Raw genomic sequence first — 15105 nt, forward strand, 5'->3', positions numbered from 1 at the left:
CGCACGATGCCGCGCGGACGCTCTCGGGTAACGGTGTCGTCCTGCTCGCAAGCTATCTCGGCGACACTGAGACCGAGCTCGATGGGCCGGCATCCGAAGAGATGTTTATCGAATGCATCCTTCGAGATCGCGCAGTGCGCACGGCGGGCAAGATCACGCGCCCGGGGTTTCGCGCATTGCTGCTGGCGTAGTAGAGGCCGGGCTGATTTCTCCCATTTCAAGGCTCTCACCCGCCTGAGCAGTCCAATGTCCCGAACGGACGGAGTTGAAAGTCCCTAGCGGCCTTGCGGCGCGGCGAGAAGGAGCGCGGATGGCTCGCCGGGGATGGTGATCCAAAGTCGACGGAGCTCCTCCGAGGTGAAGACCCATCCCTCCAGCACGAAATAGTCGCCGCTAGCCCGCGCCATCGAGCAGGCCTTCACTGCGGCCATCTCGGCGACGATCGAACTGGTGAACGCCGGGGCGGAAACGCCGGAGGCCGTGAGGGCCAGGACAGCGAGGAGGGCGCGCGAAGGGGCTGGCATGCGTCGTTTCGCCTCCCTTGAGGCTGGTGAGGTCGCCGAGCGGACGATGATCGCGCCCATGGAGGGACCGATCGAGGCGGCTTCCGGCGCGTCTGGGCGGCCACCATCGCCCGCGCGCGACGGTCTCGCCATAACATAGGCTAAAGCATCGGCCGGCCTCCGGTGACGGGCACGACGGCGCCGGTGATGTAGCTCGCCTCGTCGGAGGCGAGCAGGACGAAGGTGGGCGCGAGTTCGGCCGGCTGGCCGACCCGCCCGAGCGGTGTATTGGCGCCGAACTCCTCGACCTTCTCCTCCGGCAGCGTCGCCGGGATGAGCGGCGTCCAGATCGGCCCCGGAGCGACGGCGTTCACCCGGATCCCGCGTTTCGCCAGCATTTCGGCCAGACCAGCGGTGAAGTTGGAGATGGCACCCTTGGTCGTGGCATAGGCGAGAAGCTCGGGCGAGGGTGATTTGGACTGGATCGAAGAGGTGTTGATGATGGCGGCGCATGGCTTCATGAACGGGGCGACAGTCTTGCAGAGATAGAACATCGCATCAAGGTTCGTCCGCGTCGTTCGGTGCCATTCCTCCGAGCTTATGTCCTCGATTTCCTCGATCGACGCCTGATGGGCGGCGTTGTTGACCAGGATGTCGATCCGACCGAAGACGCGGGCCGCCTCCTCGACGATGACGCGGCAATGCTCTTCCTCGCCGATGTCGCCCGGGATGAGGATCGCCGCGCGCCCGGCGTCCTCGACCCATCGCGCGGTCTCCCGGGCATCCTCCTCCTCACTGGCGTAGGAGATGACGACGTCTGCGCCTTCGCGGGCGAAGGCGATGGCGACGGCGCGGCCGATCCCGGAATCGCCACCCGTGATGATCGCGGCGCGGCCGGTCAGGCGGCCGTGCCCGACGTAGCTCGTCTCGCCGTGGTCGGGCGACGGCGACATCTTCTTCGTCTCACCCGGGATGTCCTGCTGTTGCGGAGGCTGGGGCGGCCTGTCGTAGGCCGTCGTCGGGTCCTGTGCCAAGTGTCGTCTCCATGTCGGCCGGTGGGATGTCGGGGAGAGAACCTGCGAGCTGGTCCGACGTTCCGGGCGGCGTGCTGCCCTCGCGAGCCGAGCTCCGGCGGAACCACGCGCTCCGCCCCGGACTTTACCCGTGAGGACAAAGCCAGGAGACGCGCCATGCCCCGAGCGGAGAACGACCAGACGATCATCACGGACCGCGGCGAAGGCGGGGAGACCCAGCAGCGCGGCGGCGCGCCGCTCACGACCAACCATGGCGTGCCGATCCCCGACAACCAGAACAGCCTCAAGGCCGGGGCGCGCGGGCCGACGCTGCTCGAGGATTTCGTGCTGCGCGAGAAGATCTTCCACTTCGACCACGAGCGCATCCCGGAGCGTATCGTCCATGCCCGGGGCACCGGCGCGCACGGCTATTTCGAATGTACCGATCCGATCCCGGATCTCACCATCGCCCAACCGTTCCAGGAGAAGGGCGGCAAGGTCCCGGTCTTCGTCCGGTTCTCGACCGTCGCCGGCAGCAAGGGTTCGAAGGACACGCCGCGCGACGTGCGCGGCTTCGCGGTGAAGTTCTACACCGAGGACGGCAACTGGGACCTCGTCGGCAACAACATCCCGGTCTTCTTCATCCAGGATGCGATGAAGTTCCCCGACCTCATCCATTCGGTGAAGCCGGAGGCCGACCGCGGCTTCCCGCAGGCGGCGAGCGCGCATGACACGTTCTGGGATTTCGTCTCGCTGATGCCGGAGTCGATCCACATGATCCTGTGGGCGATGTCGGACCGCGCGATCCCGCGCAGCCTGAGGATGATGGACGGGTTCGGGGTCCACACCTTCCGGCTCGTGAACGCGAAGGGGAAGGCGGTCTTCGTCAAGTTCCACTGGCGCGCGAAGCTGCGCTGCCAGTCCACGACCTGGGACGAGGCGGTGAAGATCTCCGGCGCCGATCCCGACTATCACCGCCGCGACCTCTGGGAGGCGATCACCGCGGGGGATTTTCCGGAATGGGAGCTCGGGCTGCAGATCTTCGACGAGGAGTTCGCCGCGTCGCAGCCCTATGACGTGCTCGACGCGACCAAGATCATCCCGGAGGAGGACGTGCCGCTCCGCGTCGTCGGGCGGCTGGTGCTCGACCGCTGGGTCGACAATTTCTTCGCCGAGACCGAGCAGGTCGCCTTCCTGCCCTCGAACGTGATCCCGGGGATCGATTTCTCCGAGGATCCGCTGCTGCAGGGGCGGCTCTTCAGCTATCTCGACACGCAGAAGTCGCGGCTCGGCACGACCAATTTCCACCAGATCCCGGTCAACGCGCCGAAGTGCCCGATGCATAACTTCCAGCGCGACGGGCTCATGCAGACGCTCGTCCCGACTGGCCGCGCCAATTACGAGCCGAACAGCCTGGCCGAGGCGGGCGAGGATCCCGGGCCGCGTCCGGCGGAGCACGCGTTCCGCACCCATCCCGTCGCGACCGAGGGCAAGCTCCGCGCCCGGAGCGAGACCTTCGCCGACCACTACAGCCAGGCGCGCCTGTTCTACCGCAGCCAGACCGCGCCCGAGCAGGCACATATCGTCAAGGCGATCACCTTCGAGCTCTCGAAGGTCGACCTGCCGCATGTCCGGCTGCGCGCGCTCGCGAGCCTGCGCAACGTCGACGAGGACATGGCGCTGGCGATCGCCGACGGGGTCGGCGTCGAGCTGCCCGAGGCGCTGGAGCCCGCGAAGGCGCCGATCGACATGCCGGCCTCCGACGCGCTCTCGATGCACCTGACCGCGACGCAGGTGCCGAAGGGCCGGACGGTCGGCGTCCTGCTGACCGACGGCGCCGATGGCGAGGCGCTGAAGAAGCTCCGGGCGGCGGCGAAGAAGGCCGGCGTCACGGTGAAGCTCGTCGCGCCGAAGCGCGGCGGCGTGACGCTCGCCTCGGGCGAGACGGTCGAGGTCGACGGCCAACTCGAGGGCATGCCTTCGGTGCTCTTCGACGCGGTGGCGATCCTCGCCGCCGACGCGTCGCTCGACCGCGTCCCGGCGGCGCGGGATTTCGTCGCCGACGCCTTCGCGCATCTCAAGGCGATCGTGGCGACGAAGGAGGCGGGAGGGCTGCTCGACGCCGCCGGCGTCGAGAAGGACGCCTTCGTCTTCGAGGCCGCGAAGGAGCCGGAGGCCGCGGTCCTGCGCGCGCATGAGCGGCTGTGGGACCGGGAGCAGGCGTGAGGCCCGGTTCGGGAGGACGCCATGCGGATCTCGGTCGAGGTGCGCTGGTTCGGCGCCGGCGGCATCCCGCCCGACGTTGATGCATGGTTCCGGGATCCGGGGTCGAGCTTTGCCTGGAGCGCGGGGGGAGGGCGCACCCGGACGGACAGCTACCTCTCGCTCGGGAGCCCCGAATTGGGGATCAAGCGGCGAGGAGGCGGGTCCGGATGCGAGATCAAGGGCCTCGTGGGTGTCATGCCCCGGGGATGCAGGTTCGGTCACGCCGAGGTCTTTCCCCGGATCTTCTCGAAATGGAGCGTCGAAGCGCTGGACTCATCCGACATGCCGTCGGTTCGCGTGGAGAAGACGCGATGGCTTCGCCTCTTTGCCATGATGCCGGAACCGCGCGAGATGCGACTTGGCGCGGGCGAGATGCGCGAGGATCCCGTCGAAGCGGGACGCCTACCCGAGATCGGTTGCGGCGTGGAGGTCACGGGTATCGAGGTGGATGGCGAGGAATGGTGGACCTTCGCCGCCGAGGCATTCGCGCGGCCCGGCGAGGGCCTCGCGATAGATCTGGTCGCGGAAAGCCTCACCGTGGTTCTGAGGCGGCTGTCCGAGCACGCGACGGTCGACCTGCGGAGCGCGACCTACCAGGGCTACGCGGAATGGCTTGTCGCGCGAGGCTTCACCGATCCCGTCGCGTGACCCGCCAGACACGGCCGCCGACGTCGTCGGCGACCAGCAGGGCGCCGGTCCGGTCGATCGCGACGCCGACCGGCCGGCCATGCGCGGCGTCGTCCGCGCCGAGAAAGCCGGTCAGCACGTCGCGGGGCGGCCCGGCCGGCTTCCCGCCGGCGAAGGGCACGAAAATGACCTTGTAGCCGCTGCGCGGCACACGGTTCCAGGAGCCGTGCTGGCCGACGAACGCGCCATCGCGATAGAGCGGCCCGAGGGCGTCGCCCTTGTTGAACGCGAGGCCGAGCGAGGCGGTGTGCGGGCCGAGCGCGTAGTCGGGCACGATCGCCTTCGCGACGAGATCGGGCCGCGCCGGTTCGACGCGCGGATCGACGTGGCCGCCGTAGTAGCTGTACGGCCATCCGTAGAACCCGCCATCGCGCAGGGAGGTCATGTAGTCGGGCACGAGATCGCCGCCGAGCTCGTCCCGCTCGTTGACCGCGACCCACAGCGCGCCGCTGTCGGGCTGCCAGGCGAGTCCGTTGGGATTGCGCAGGCCCGATGCGAACTGGCGGACCCGGTGGGTCGCGGGGTCGATCTCGAGGACGCCCGCGCGCGCCAACTCCACGCCGAGGCCGTTCTCCGCCGCGTTGCTGTTCGAGCCGACGGTGACGTAGAGCGCGCGGCCGTCCGGGCTGGCGATCACGTCCTTGGTCCAGTGATGGTTGATCCCGCCGGCGGGTAGGTCGGCGATCTTCTCGCCCGGCGCCGTGATCCGGGTCTCCCCATCGCGATATGGAAAGGCGAGCAGCGCGTCGGTATCCGCGACGTAGAGCTTGCCGCCGGAAAGGGTCATGCCGAAGGGCGAGTTGAGCCCGTCGAGGAACACCCCGCTGTATTCGGTGGCGCCGTCGCCGTCGGCGTCGCGCAGCAGCGTGATCCGGTTCGCGCTGGGTCCGCCCGAGCCGGCCTGGCCCATGACGAGCTTCATCGCCCAGGTCCGGGGGGCGAACCCAGTATCATCATGCTCCGCCGGCGCGTCGCTCTCGGCCACGAGCACGTCGCCGTTCGGCAGGACGTGAAGCCAGCGCGGGTGATCGAGCCCGGTCGCGAAGGCGCGCACCTCCAGGCCGGGCGCGGCGACCGGCGCCTCTCCGTCGCGCCAGGGCTCGGCCTTCGCGATATGGACGGTGGGGAGGAGGCTTTCGCGCGGCGCGGGCAGGGTGGGATTCGGACCGTAGCCCTGCTCGATGGGGACGGTCGCCCGCGCATCGGCGCAGGCGACGAGCGTCCCCGCCAGCAGCAGGGCGATCCCGGAGCGGACGCGTTCAGGATATCTCACCTCGGGCCCTCCCATGCTCGGCCTGGCGAACATGGGCGAACGCGTGGGCACCGGGCTTGGTTGCCTTCGCGTCGGGCGCCGCCGCCGTTCGCGGTGTCCGGCGGCGGGCGATCGTCTGATCGCGTGGAGCGGCTGGGAACGAGCTTGGCGAACCGCGCTTCCGGCAATAAGCTCGGCGGTGGCGGATCTGAACTTGGGCGCGGTGGTGGCTTTGGTTGGGCATGTCGGATCCCTTCTCTAACATTCCCGGCCCGACGGCCGGCGAGATCTCCGCGCATGACTGGGCCCGGACCTCGCTGGGCCCGATCGAGGGCTGGCCCGTCTCGCTGCGCTCGACGATCGCGACGATGCTCGCCTGTCCGACGCCGATGTTCCTCGCCTGGGGGCCGGAGCTGCTCTGCTTCTACAACGACGCCTATCGCCCGATCCTCGGCTTTCGGGTCGGATCCGCGCTGGGAGCACCGTTCCGGGAGGTCTGGGACAACATCTGGGCCGATATCGCGCCGCTGGTCGCGGCCACGCTGCGTGGCGAGCCGCGGACCATGACGGACATGTTTCTCGATCTCCGGCGCGAGGGGGTTCCGGAAGAGAGCTGGTGGAGCTTCAGCTACTCGCCCGCCTTCGATGACGCGGGTGAGATCGCCGGCCTGTTCTGCGTCACGGGCGAAACGACGCAGCGCGTCCTCGCCGAACGGGCGCGGGCGCGCGCCGACGACCGGCTCGAGCTCGCTCTTTCGGCCGGCGAGAGCATCGGCGTCTGGGACTGGGATCTCACCACGGACCTCGTCACCGCGGATGCCCGGTTCGCGAGCCTCTACGGGGTCGATCCCGACAGGGCCGCGGCCGGAGCGCCGATCGCCGAATTCTTCGCGGGCATCCATCCCGACGACCTGCCCCGCGTCAGCGCGGAGATCGAGCGGGCGATCCGGGATGCGACGCCGTTCTTCTCCGAGTATCGGCTGGCGGGGGCCGACGGGTCGGTTCGCTGGGTGTCGGCGCAGGGACGCTGCGTCTACGACGACACGGGGCGCTGCGTTCGGCTGCCCGGGGTGAGTTTCGACGTCACCCGGCGCGTGATGGCGGTCGAGGCGCTCACCAGGGCGAAGGAGGAACGCGACTTCGTCCTCGACCTGGTGAAGCGACAGCGCGAGAGCCTGGACGCCGACGGCATCCTGCGCATGACCTCGCACGCCCTCGGCGAGCGGCTTGGCGTCAGCCGGGTCGGGTTCTACCGACGCGTCGGCGCCACGCATCTGCGGCACGGAGCGAACTGGGTCGACGGCACGCTGCCCCCGCTGACTGGCCTGGCGACGCTGAGCGCCTTCGGCGCGCGCGCGGAGCGGCTGCGGATGGCGGGCCAGTCGGTGATCTTCGGCGACAGCCGCGTCGAGAGCGACGGCGACCTGCTGCCCTTCGCCGAGTCCGGGGTTCTGGCGGGGATCTGCGTGCCGCTGATGGCGCGGGGGCAATGGGCCGCCGGGATCTTCCTGCACCAGGGCGAGCCGCGCGTCTGGACGCAGCGCGAGATCCATCTTGCCAAGGAGGTCGCGGAATTCACCTGGATCGCCGTCGAGCGCGCGGAGGCGCTGTTGCGGCTCAGCCAGCGCGTCGACCAGCAAAGCGTCGCGCTGGCCGAGGCGAGCACCGAGATCGCCGCCGAGATGACGCGCCGGGCCGAGGCCGAGGGCCAGCTGCGCCAGCTGCAGAAGATGGACGCGGTCGGCCAGCTCACCGGTGGCGTCGCGCACGATTTCAACAACATGCTCGCGATCATCATGAGCGGCATCAACCTCGCCCGGCGCCGGCTCGACCGCGGCGAGCAGGACGTGGGCCGCTTCCTCGACGGCGCGCTGGAAGGCGCCAATCGCGCGGCGACGCTAACCCAGCGGCTGCTCGCCTTCGCGCGCCAGCAGCCGCTCGCCCCCGAGGCCGTCGATCTCAATCGCCTTGTCTCGGGACTGGCGGAGCTCCTGACCCGCTCGCTCGGGGAGACCATCCAGCTCGAGACCGTGCTGGGCGCCGGAGGATGGAAGGCCAGGGTGGACCCGAACGAGCTCGAGAACGCGCTGATCAATCTCGCGGTCAATGCCCGCGATGCCATGCCGGAAGGCGGACGCCTGACCATCGAGACCTGCAACGCCCATATCGACGACGATTATGCCCGGAGCGCCGAGATCGCCGCCGGGCAATACGTGCAGATCGCCATTACCGACACGGGAGTCGGCATGGCGCCTGATGTCCTCGAACGGGCGTTCGACCCCTTCTTCACCACCAAATCCGCCGGCAAGGGCACCGGCCTCGGCCTGTCGCAGGCCTACGGCTTCGCGCGGCAGTCGGGCGGCCACATCCGGGCCTATTCGGAGGTCGGCCATGGCACCACGTTCCGGCTCTACCTGCCGCGGTTCTGGGGCGCCGAGACGCCGGCCGTCCGCCGGGCCGCGACGGCGGTCACCGGCGCCCAACCCGGCGAGACCATCCTCGTCGTCGAGGACGAGGAGAACCTGCGCCGGCACTCGGTCGACGCGCTGCGCGAGCTCGGGTACGAAGTGCTTCAGGCGGCGAGCGGCGCGGAGCCGCTCGCGCTGATCGCGTCGGGAGCGCCCGTGACGCTGCTCTTCACCGATATCGTGATGCCGGGAATGACCGGGCGCGAGCTGGCGGATCGCGCCCTCGCGATCTCGCCCAGGCTTCGCGTTCTCTACACGACCGGCTACACCCGCAACGCGATCGTCCACAACGGGGTGCTCGACCCGGGGACGCATTTCCTGCCGAAGCCCTTCGGCCTCGACCAGCTCGCCGCGAAGGTTCGGGAGGCACTCAACACCCCGGCGTGAGACCCCCTTCGGAAGCGCTGGCGGTCGAGGCGGGGCTGCTCGGCCGGTCCGCGGGATATCCAATCGAGTTCGACGCCGCACGAGTGCTTTCGCGCCGCGTCGAACGGGGCACGCCTTTTAGTAACTCACGCGAGGCCCCTCGCATAGAACCGTCGCGCGCCGCCGGGGCTGGTCGGCGCTCCTCTGATCCTCGTGGCGTGGGGCTGAGGCTACCTGAACGCCAGCGGGGAGATCTCGACCGCGGCGACAGAGGCGCTTGTCGTTGAAGGGCGACGTCACGCCTAGGGCGAGACCGCCCAACAGAGCACACGGGCCTTCGATGCGGTGAAGCGCGACGCCGGGGTTCAGTCGATCACGGTCGTGGCGAGGGTGAGCGCCTCGGACTCCTCCGGGACAAGGATGTAGATCTCGTTGGAGGGCGTGGCCATTGCCTTCGCCGCCAACATCGGATCGACCCCCATCTCGTCGAGATAGGTCAGAACCTCGGCCTGGCCGCGCTGGATGTCGGCGACGGCGATAAACGCGGGCAACACCGTGCTCCGCCCGAAGAAATGCTGGTGCACTCCCACCCTGGCCGTCCGGCTGATCGCACGCTGGACACCTCCGGCAAGAAGGTAGGGACAAGACGAGAGGCAGATCGCACCACGCTCGACGCGCGTTCCGATGCCTTCCGCGCGCAGGCGCCGCCCGATGGCCAGCGCGTCCGTGACCGACCCGCCGGGCGACCTCAACGTGACGAGCCGAGGCGGCTCCGGACGGCCGTCGAGGTACTCGACGAAACGCGCGGCGTCGCCCGGCGCGATCGTTCCGGCGAGGTCGAGCGCGGCGACTCCATCGATGGTGGTCTCGTTCCAGGCGAGCCGGCGGGGCAGGGGCTCGGACGCGGGCAGGCCCGGCGTCCCCGGTCTATCGGGAAGCATCCTGTCCGGAAGGAAGCGCCGAGTCTGGTCGCCGGGACTGACCGGGACATCCGGGGCGGCGGCTGGTGCCTGCCTTGGCAATCCGTCCGGCAGAGCGCCGAGCACGTCGCCGCCCATGATACCGATGGCGAGTGCGATCTGCGCGACGAGGATCCAGCGCAACGCGCGGCTCGCGCGGGACTCCTGCGCGCGCCGATCCGCCGTCATGGGTTAGGCACTTGGCGCGGCTTCTGATGGCCGAGCGGGTCCACGCGGGGTTCGTGCGCCGACGTCGGGTTACGATCCCCGTCCTCGGCCGCCTCGATGCTCCGGAGCGCCAGGACCGCGGCGCGCATTTCCGCCAGCGTCATCTGTTCGGCGATCGGCACCGGATCGCGGCTTTCGCGTATCGCCGCCTGCGCGACCATCATGATGAAGACAAGGACCGCTGGCAGGAGGTCGATCGCTATGGCGCCGGCCCAGGACGGAACGAAATCCCCGGCGTACCGGATCACGGCGTCCGCTGTCGAGATGGGCGTATAGGTGATTTCCGCTGGCGCGGGCGAGCGCAGAACCGCGTCCGCGGCCGAGCGCAGCGTCTCGGCGCGCTGGTCGAGCAGGGCCACGACCGCGTCGATCGTCGCTTGCTGGTTCGCACGGATGTCAACGGTGCCCCCGTCGAGTTCCGGCGGGAAGACCGAAGCCGCGAGGTCCTGCGCGGCTCGATCGACGAGCGGGGCGACGGAGAGCTGGCGCAACTGGGCGATCAAACCGGCCAGACGGACCGACTCCTCGGAGAAGGCGACCGAATGCTCCTCGATCGGTCCGGTTCCGACGGACAGAGCGCGCATCTGGCTCAGGATCGCGTTGCCCTCCCCGAAGGCGGAGTCCACCAACGGTCCCTGCGCCGCGATCTGTTCCTCGAGGCCCCTGAGCTCGTCGGCCTTCTGCCGCAGCACCCGGAACACCGCGCCCCTGCCAGCGATGCCGGAGAGATCCCCGGTCGCTTCCTGCGCGGAGAGATCCTCGAAGCTCTGCCTGACGCGCGCCACGTCGAGGACCAACGACTGTCCCGCGACCGCCACGCCATGCGCGCGTTCGAGGGAAGCCTGGTATTCCTGCACGGTGCGGGCGAGATGCTGCTCGACCGCCGCGGTCCCGGCGAGGGCGGCGGCGTTGAGCCAGGACGACATCGCGATTATCGCCGCCGATCCGAGGAGCATCGCGAAGAGCATCCCGACGCGCGCGCGCGGTGCGCATGGCCGGGAGCAACCGGATGAGAAAGGACCAGAACACGAAGATCGCGACGGAGACCGCGGTCGAATAGGCGATGGCCGCGAAGGACGTCAGCGCGCCGTCGTCCTCCAGGATCGAGGACACGCCGAGATAGGTGTAAATGCCCGACGCGACGGCGAGGATGCCGAGGGCGGTCGGCGTGAAGGTCTCGAGCGCCGCGAGATGGCGCTCGATCTCGCGGGCATACCGGGGCCCGGGCGGCTCGGCGGGTGTGTTCATCCGAGTGGCTCCTCACCTGCGTCGCTGGCGTGGCGACGATCGCGAGCTTCGCCGGACCGCGATCGCGGCCGCGGCTTCCGTCCGACACCTGCGCGACGAAGGGCCAGCGATCGCCGGGATCTCAAAAGCTCACCACGACCGAGGGTGCGCTCCGCAGGGCTTCGCCGTGGTAGACGGCCTCGATGTTATTGCCGTCGGGATCGAGAACGAAAGCGGCGTAGTAGTCGGGGTGATAGGGCCTCTCGCCCGGCGCGCCATTGTCCCGCCCACCATGGCTCAGCGCCGCGCGGTGGAAGGCATCGACGGAGGCACGGTCTTTCGCCTGAAAGGCGAGGTGATGGCGGCCCGTCAACGAACCCAGCGCCGCGGGACTTTCCGCCGAGGACATGACAAGCTCGTCCGCCCAGAAATACCCTTCTCCTTCGCCTGAGACGGGGATCTCCAGCACGTCCAGAACCGCGGTGTAGAAAGTCCGGCTCGCCTCGAGATCCTGGACCACGAGCTGGATGTGGTCGATGAGACGGCCGCGATGTAGCCGCTGTGTTTCCATGGTCATCCTCCTGATGATGGATGGGTTCCGGCGGAGCATCGCCGTGGCTCAGCTTCCCTCCGGTCGCGGACGGGGCGTCGGGGAAGGGTGGGTCGGATCGGCGATCGGCGGCAATTCCGGCTCCTGCTTCGCCTCGCGCACCTCGTCCGGGAAACTGTCCGCCACGTACATGATCAGCGCGGTCATCGCGCCGGCGATCAGTCCGAGCGGCCAGTAGGATGTCGCGATCGCGATCCCGAGCGCGCCCGTGATCCAGATCGCGGCCGCCGCCTTGATCCCCTTGACGTCGAAGCCGCTCTTGAAGATCACGGCGCCGCCGAGGAAGCCGATGCCGGAGAGGAATCCCTGGAGTGTCCGGCTGATCGAGGCGGGGTCGGTTTCGGCCAGATGGCGCGCGAGAAGCATGTAGGTGGTGCTGCCTATGCTGATCAGCATCATGCCGGCGATGCCGATCGCCTTGTGATGGACGCGGCGCTCGAAGCCGATCACGGCCCCGAGGAGCCCCGCCGCGCATAGACGCAGGAAGATATCGACGCTCTCTAGCTGAAGCTCCACCATCGTCGCCCCGTTCCGCGAAACCCCACCGGTCGCAAACCGCGGGGCCCGCCCTCGCGTTCCCGGGCCAGCCCGGCCTTGTGATCCGGCGTGGCCTGCCCGCCGGGAACTCGCGCGCGACGCAGAGTTCAGGGCCGATCGTGGGGTGGCGACGCCCCGTCGCCGGGTGGTCACGCGCGAGTTTCTCGGCGACTCCGAAGAGGTCGCGCGATGGCACGGCGTCGCTACATGATGTCGCCGATCGCATCGAGGCATGCCTGCTCGTCGCCCGCGTCGAGCGCCGCCTGCGCGCGGGCGCGTGCTTCCGCCCTGTCCGGCGGCGCGACGCCTTCGCCCGTGGCCTGCGCGGCGGCGGTGTCGCCGCCCTCGGACTGCGAAGCGGCGTCCTGGCCCGAGGTCGCGATATCGGGGCTCGCCCCGAGCGGCGCTTCGGTCCCGTCCTGCTGAAGGCCCTCGGGTGAGGTGGCCTGCGCCGGAGGCGAGGCCTCGGGCGACGAAGGCGCGGCCTCGGCCAGCGGCGCGGTCGACCCGTCCTTGGCGATCCCCGCGTCCAGCCGCGCGATCTCCGCCGCGCAATCGGCGAAGGCCATGCCCGCGCTCAGGCTCATCGCGACGCCGAGCAGCGTCGCACAATGGCGTTTCATCCCTGGTCCCCCTTTTTTCGGTGGTTGAGACCGGTGAACCCCCGGTCCGTCCGAAGCGTTCCTCCCGCCACGGCGCGGAAGGCGCGTGGATCGCCATTGGGACTGCTCCCAGGCGCTTGCGCCCGTCGCGCCATTTCGAAAGGATAAACCACGGTTACTGGGCTTCTCCGCCGATCCCGGAAGGCGTCTCACCGCGCCGGGTGGCGACGATCCGCCGCAGGCTCGAGGTGGCGCGGCGCGCCCCTGCTGGGGTGGCCGGAGCGTCGGAGACCAAGGTTGGATCTGACAGAGCGGGGATCATCGCGTGAAGACCGTCGTGGGAGGGATGCTGCTTGCCGGAGCCTGCTGGAACTCGGCGGCGGCCGATGAGATCGCACCGCTTTCGCCCGAGGCGCGCGCGGCGATGCGCGGCTCATCCTGGAGCGCGGGATGCCCGGTAAGCCTCGATGATCTCGCCGCCGTCGAGGTGCGTTTCATCGGCTTCGACGGCGAGGAGCACGGCGGTACGATCGTGGTCCACGAACAGCTCGCCCGCGAGGTGGCGGCGATCTTCGAGCAACTGCGCGCGGCGAAATTCCCCATCGGGACGGTGGCGCCTTGGGAACAGTATGGCGCGCGCGTCTATGCCGAGAAGAACGTCACAACCGGCTTCTACTGCGAAACCGCGCAGGATGATCCCGGTGAATGGAGCTCGCACGCCTACGGCTACGCGATCGACGTCAACCCGCTGCTCAACCCGTTCCATGATCCCAGCTCCGGCTGGTGGCCCTCGCCCGCCGCCGCGAACGCGCCTCGGGATGATGCGCCGGGCAAGATCTCTCCGGGTTCCGCCGCCTTCGCGATCTTCGCGGCGCACGGCTGGGCCTGGGGCGGCTTCGAGACGGGAGACGTCGACTACATGCACTTCATCAAGGTCACCTACGGATCCGAGGCCGCGTATCCGGACCGGCCCTACGCCGCGGAAAGCCTCGAATACCGATCCACGGACTAGCGGCGACCACGGATGCGGGGGGTGAAGAGAACAGGTCACTCCTTGCTTTCGTTGTAAGCTCCGTGTCCCCACGGTGGCCGACCCACTCGGGGAGGGTCGCGCTCCGCCCGGGCCGGGATCCCATCCGGACGAGCGATTCGCTTGTTCCTCTCGATCGGAACGTGGGTGGGCGGACCGAGGTAGCGGCCCAGCGAGTTCATCTGTCGGTTGGCCGCGCATCCCGGGAGGACAGGGTTGGGTGCCCTCGCTCGGGTTGGCTTGATAGGGCCGATAACCGAAGGTGTGGCCATGGCGGCATGCTGGTACCGTCTCCACGGTTCCGAGGCGGTCCGGATCGGCGAGAGCGTGGCGTCCAGAGAGGGTCCCTACGGTTTGGGAACTAACCTCTGGGTTAGGTGTTGGCTGCTCATGCTGAACGAGATTTTCCTGTCTCTCTCGGATCCCACGCGCCGCGCCATGGTCGAGCGGCTTCGCCACGCGGACGGAATCGCCGTCGGCGATCTCGCCGATGGATTTGGCATGTCGCTGCCGGCGGCGATCAAGCACATCGACCGGCTTTGCGATAGCGGGCTCGTCCGGCGGGAACGGTCCGGTCGCCACGTCTTTTGTCACCTCGAACGACGCGGCGTCGAGGAAGCGCTCGCCTGGCTGACCGACATCGAGGGGTTCTGGGTGCCGCGGCTCGATCGGCTGGCAGCCGAGGCCGAGAGGATCGAACGCGAAGGAAGGCGGCGGTCATGAACAGCCTGACGCTTACGCGCTGGATCGCCGCGCGACCGTCCGTTGTCTGGGGTCTGCTTGTGATCCCCGAGGGCCTCCGGCGGTGGATCGGACCCGACGCCGGGCCGGTGCTCGTCGCCGAGGCCGATGCCCGGGTCGGCGGTGGCTTCCGTGCTCGCTTCCGCATGGAGGACGGAAGCGAGCACGAGGCCCGCGGGACCTATGTCGCGGTCGAGCCGCCAGCGCGTCTGGTGATGAGCTGGCTGTGGCGCGGGGAAGAGGACGAAGGCGGAACCTCGGAGGTCGAAATCCNCCGCGGGACCTATGTCGCGGTCGAGCCGCCAGCGCGTCTGGTGATGAGCTGGCTGTGGCGCGGGGAAGAGGACGAAGGCGGAACCTCGGAGGTCGAAATCCGGCTCAGGCCGGTCGATGACGGCACCGAACTCGCATTCACCCATCGCCGGCTGTCGAGCAAGGCTTCGCGGGACGGTCATGTCGAAGGCTGGACCGGTTCCCTCGACAAGCTCGCCGCCGCGGTGGCTGGGGAGTGTCAGAAGCTCTGTGTATCTGGCCGCCGGTCCGGTCCCAGCCTGACCGCGTTCAGCCCTGGATGGGCTTGAAGCGATCCTCGAACATGATGGCGAACTGATTGACCG

14 protein-coding genes and 1 pseudogene are annotated in these 15105 nt (G+C 69.1%); 7 read left to right on the top strand and 8 right to left on the bottom strand.

What is annotated here, in order from left to right:
• A partial coding sequence (locus ACLJK8_RS19645) for a hypothetical protein (RefSeq protein ID WP_413152050.1) occupies window positions 1-191 on the top strand: 191 nt, incomplete at its 5' end.
• 84 nt (window positions 192-275) lie between these two features.
• Here ACLJK8_RS19645 and ACLJK8_RS19650 read toward each other — a convergent pair.
• A complete protein-coding gene (locus ACLJK8_RS19650) occupies window positions 276-524 on the bottom strand; it encodes a hypothetical protein (RefSeq protein WP_413152051.1) in 249 nt (82 codons plus the stop codon).
• A gap of 140 nt (window positions 525-664) precedes the next feature.
• Window positions 665-1537: a glucose 1-dehydrogenase gene (locus tag ACLJK8_RS19655; protein WP_413152052.1), complete on the bottom strand. Its 873-nt coding sequence runs from the start codon at window positions 1535-1537 to the stop codon at window positions 665-667.
• A 156-nt stretch (window positions 1538-1693) separates the two neighbouring features.
• Here ACLJK8_RS19655 and ACLJK8_RS19660 point away from each other — a divergent pair, with 156 nt between their 5' ends.
• Window positions 1694-3742 carry a catalase gene (locus ACLJK8_RS19660; protein ID WP_413152053.1) on the top strand — a complete coding sequence of 683 codons (2049 nt, stop codon included), beginning with the start codon at window positions 1694-1696 and terminating at the stop codon, window positions 3740-3742.
• A 21-nt stretch (window positions 3743-3763) separates the two neighbouring features.
• The gene (locus ACLJK8_RS19665) at window positions 3764-4429 is read left to right on the top strand and encodes a hypothetical protein (protein WP_413152054.1); all 666 of its coding nucleotides are present in this window, start codon (window positions 3764-3766) and stop codon (window positions 4427-4429) included.
• Here ACLJK8_RS19665 and ACLJK8_RS19670 read toward each other — a convergent pair.
• Window positions 4410-5741, bottom strand: coding sequence for a PQQ-dependent sugar dehydrogenase (locus ACLJK8_RS19670; protein ID WP_413152056.1), 1332 nt, complete (start codon window positions 5739-5741; stop codon window positions 4410-4412). The two genes, ACLJK8_RS19665 and ACLJK8_RS19670, sit on opposite strands and share 20 nt — an antisense overlap.
• Window positions 5742-5962: 221 nt before the next feature.
• Between ACLJK8_RS19670 and ACLJK8_RS19675 the strand changes: the two genes are divergently transcribed.
• Window positions 5963-8575, top strand: coding sequence for an ATP-binding protein (locus ACLJK8_RS19675; protein ID WP_413152057.1), 2613 nt, complete (start codon window positions 5963-5965; stop codon window positions 8573-8575).
• 344 nt (window positions 8576-8919) lie between these two features.
• On the opposite strand, the gene ACLJK8_RS19680 is transcribed toward ACLJK8_RS19675, so the two are convergent.
• The 5 genes and pseudogenes from ACLJK8_RS19680 to ACLJK8_RS19700 all read right to left on the bottom strand — a co-directional run bounded on the left by ACLJK8_RS19680 (window position 8920) and on the right by ACLJK8_RS19700 (window position 12738).
• Window positions 8920-9657, bottom strand: a complete 738-nt coding sequence (locus ACLJK8_RS19680) for a hypothetical protein (protein WP_413152058.1) — start codon at window positions 9655-9657, stop codon at window positions 8920-8922.
• A 41-nt stretch (window positions 9658-9698) separates the two neighbouring features.
• Window positions 9699-10989: pseudogene (locus tag ACLJK8_RS19685) on the bottom strand (hypothetical protein).
• Between the two features lie 121 nt (window positions 10990-11110).
• Window positions 11111-11539, bottom strand: a complete 429-nt coding sequence (locus ACLJK8_RS19690) for a VOC family protein (protein ID WP_413152059.1) — start codon at window positions 11537-11539, stop codon at window positions 11111-11113.
• 48 nt (window positions 11540-11587) lie between these two features.
• Window positions 11588-12097 (bottom strand): MgtC/SapB family protein, encoded by a 510-nt coding sequence (locus ACLJK8_RS19695; RefSeq protein ID WP_413152060.1) that lies wholly within the window; start codon window positions 12095-12097, stop codon window positions 11588-11590.
• A gap of 221 nt (window positions 12098-12318) precedes the next feature.
• On the bottom strand, window positions 12319-12738 hold the full coding sequence (locus ACLJK8_RS19700; RefSeq protein ID WP_413152061.1) for a hypothetical protein: 420 nt from the start codon (window positions 12736-12738) through the stop codon (window positions 12319-12321).
• A 304-nt stretch (window positions 12739-13042) separates the two neighbouring features.
• Between ACLJK8_RS19700 and ACLJK8_RS19705 the strand changes: the two genes are divergently transcribed.
• The 3 genes from ACLJK8_RS19705 (at window position 13043) to ACLJK8_RS19715 (ending at window position 15069) form a co-directional block, all read left to right on the top strand.
• Window positions 13043-13729 carry a M15 family metallopeptidase gene (locus ACLJK8_RS19705; protein WP_413152062.1) on the top strand — a complete coding sequence of 229 codons (687 nt, stop codon included), beginning with the start codon at window positions 13043-13045 and terminating at the stop codon, window positions 13727-13729.
• Window positions 13730-13963: 234 nt separating this feature from the next.
• A complete protein-coding gene (locus ACLJK8_RS19710) occupies window positions 13964-14470 on the top strand; it encodes an ArsR/SmtB family transcription factor (protein WP_413152063.1) in 507 nt (168 codons plus the stop codon).
• Window positions 14467-15069 carry an SRPBCC family protein gene (locus ACLJK8_RS19715; protein ID WP_413152064.1) on the top strand — a complete coding sequence of 201 codons (603 nt, stop codon included), beginning with the start codon at window positions 14467-14469 and terminating at the stop codon, window positions 15067-15069. The genes ACLJK8_RS19710 and ACLJK8_RS19715 overlap by 4 nt, the downstream gene beginning before the upstream one ends.
• Window positions 15070-15105: the final 36 nt, after the last annotated feature.

It is taken from the genome of Amaricoccus sp. W119, assembly GCF_047275745.1.
Taxonomy (GTDB): Bacteria; Pseudomonadota; Alphaproteobacteria; order Rhodobacterales; family Rhodobacteraceae; genus Amaricoccus.

Bases quoted from the DNA above. Each gene is read 5' to 3' on its own strand.
- ACLJK8_RS19650 (WP_413152051.1), bottom strand. From the start codon at position 524: ATGCCAGCCCCTTCGCGCGCCCTCCTCGCTGTCCTGGCCCTCACGGCC.
- ACLJK8_RS19700 (WP_413152061.1), bottom strand. From the start codon at position 12,738: ATGAAACGCCATTGTGCGACGCTGCTCGGCGTCGCGATGAGCCTGAGC.
- ACLJK8_RS19675 (WP_413152057.1), top strand. From the start codon at position 5,963: ATGTCGGATCCCTTCTCTAACATTCCCGGCCCGACGGCCGGCGAGATC.
- ACLJK8_RS19665 (WP_413152054.1), top strand. From the start codon at position 3,764: ATGCGGATCTCGGTCGAGGTGCGCTGGTTCGGCGCCGGCGGCATCCCG.
- ACLJK8_RS19695 (WP_413152060.1), bottom strand. From the start codon at position 12,097: ATGGTGGAGCTTCAGCTAGAGAGCGTCGATATCTTCCTGCGTCTATGC.
- ACLJK8_RS19690 (WP_413152059.1), bottom strand. From the start codon at position 11,539: ATGGAAACACAGCGGCTACATCGCGGCCGTCTCATCGACCACATCCAG.
- ACLJK8_RS19660 (WP_413152053.1), top strand. From the start codon at position 1,694: ATGCCCCGAGCGGAGAACGACCAGACGATCATCACGGACCGCGGCGAA.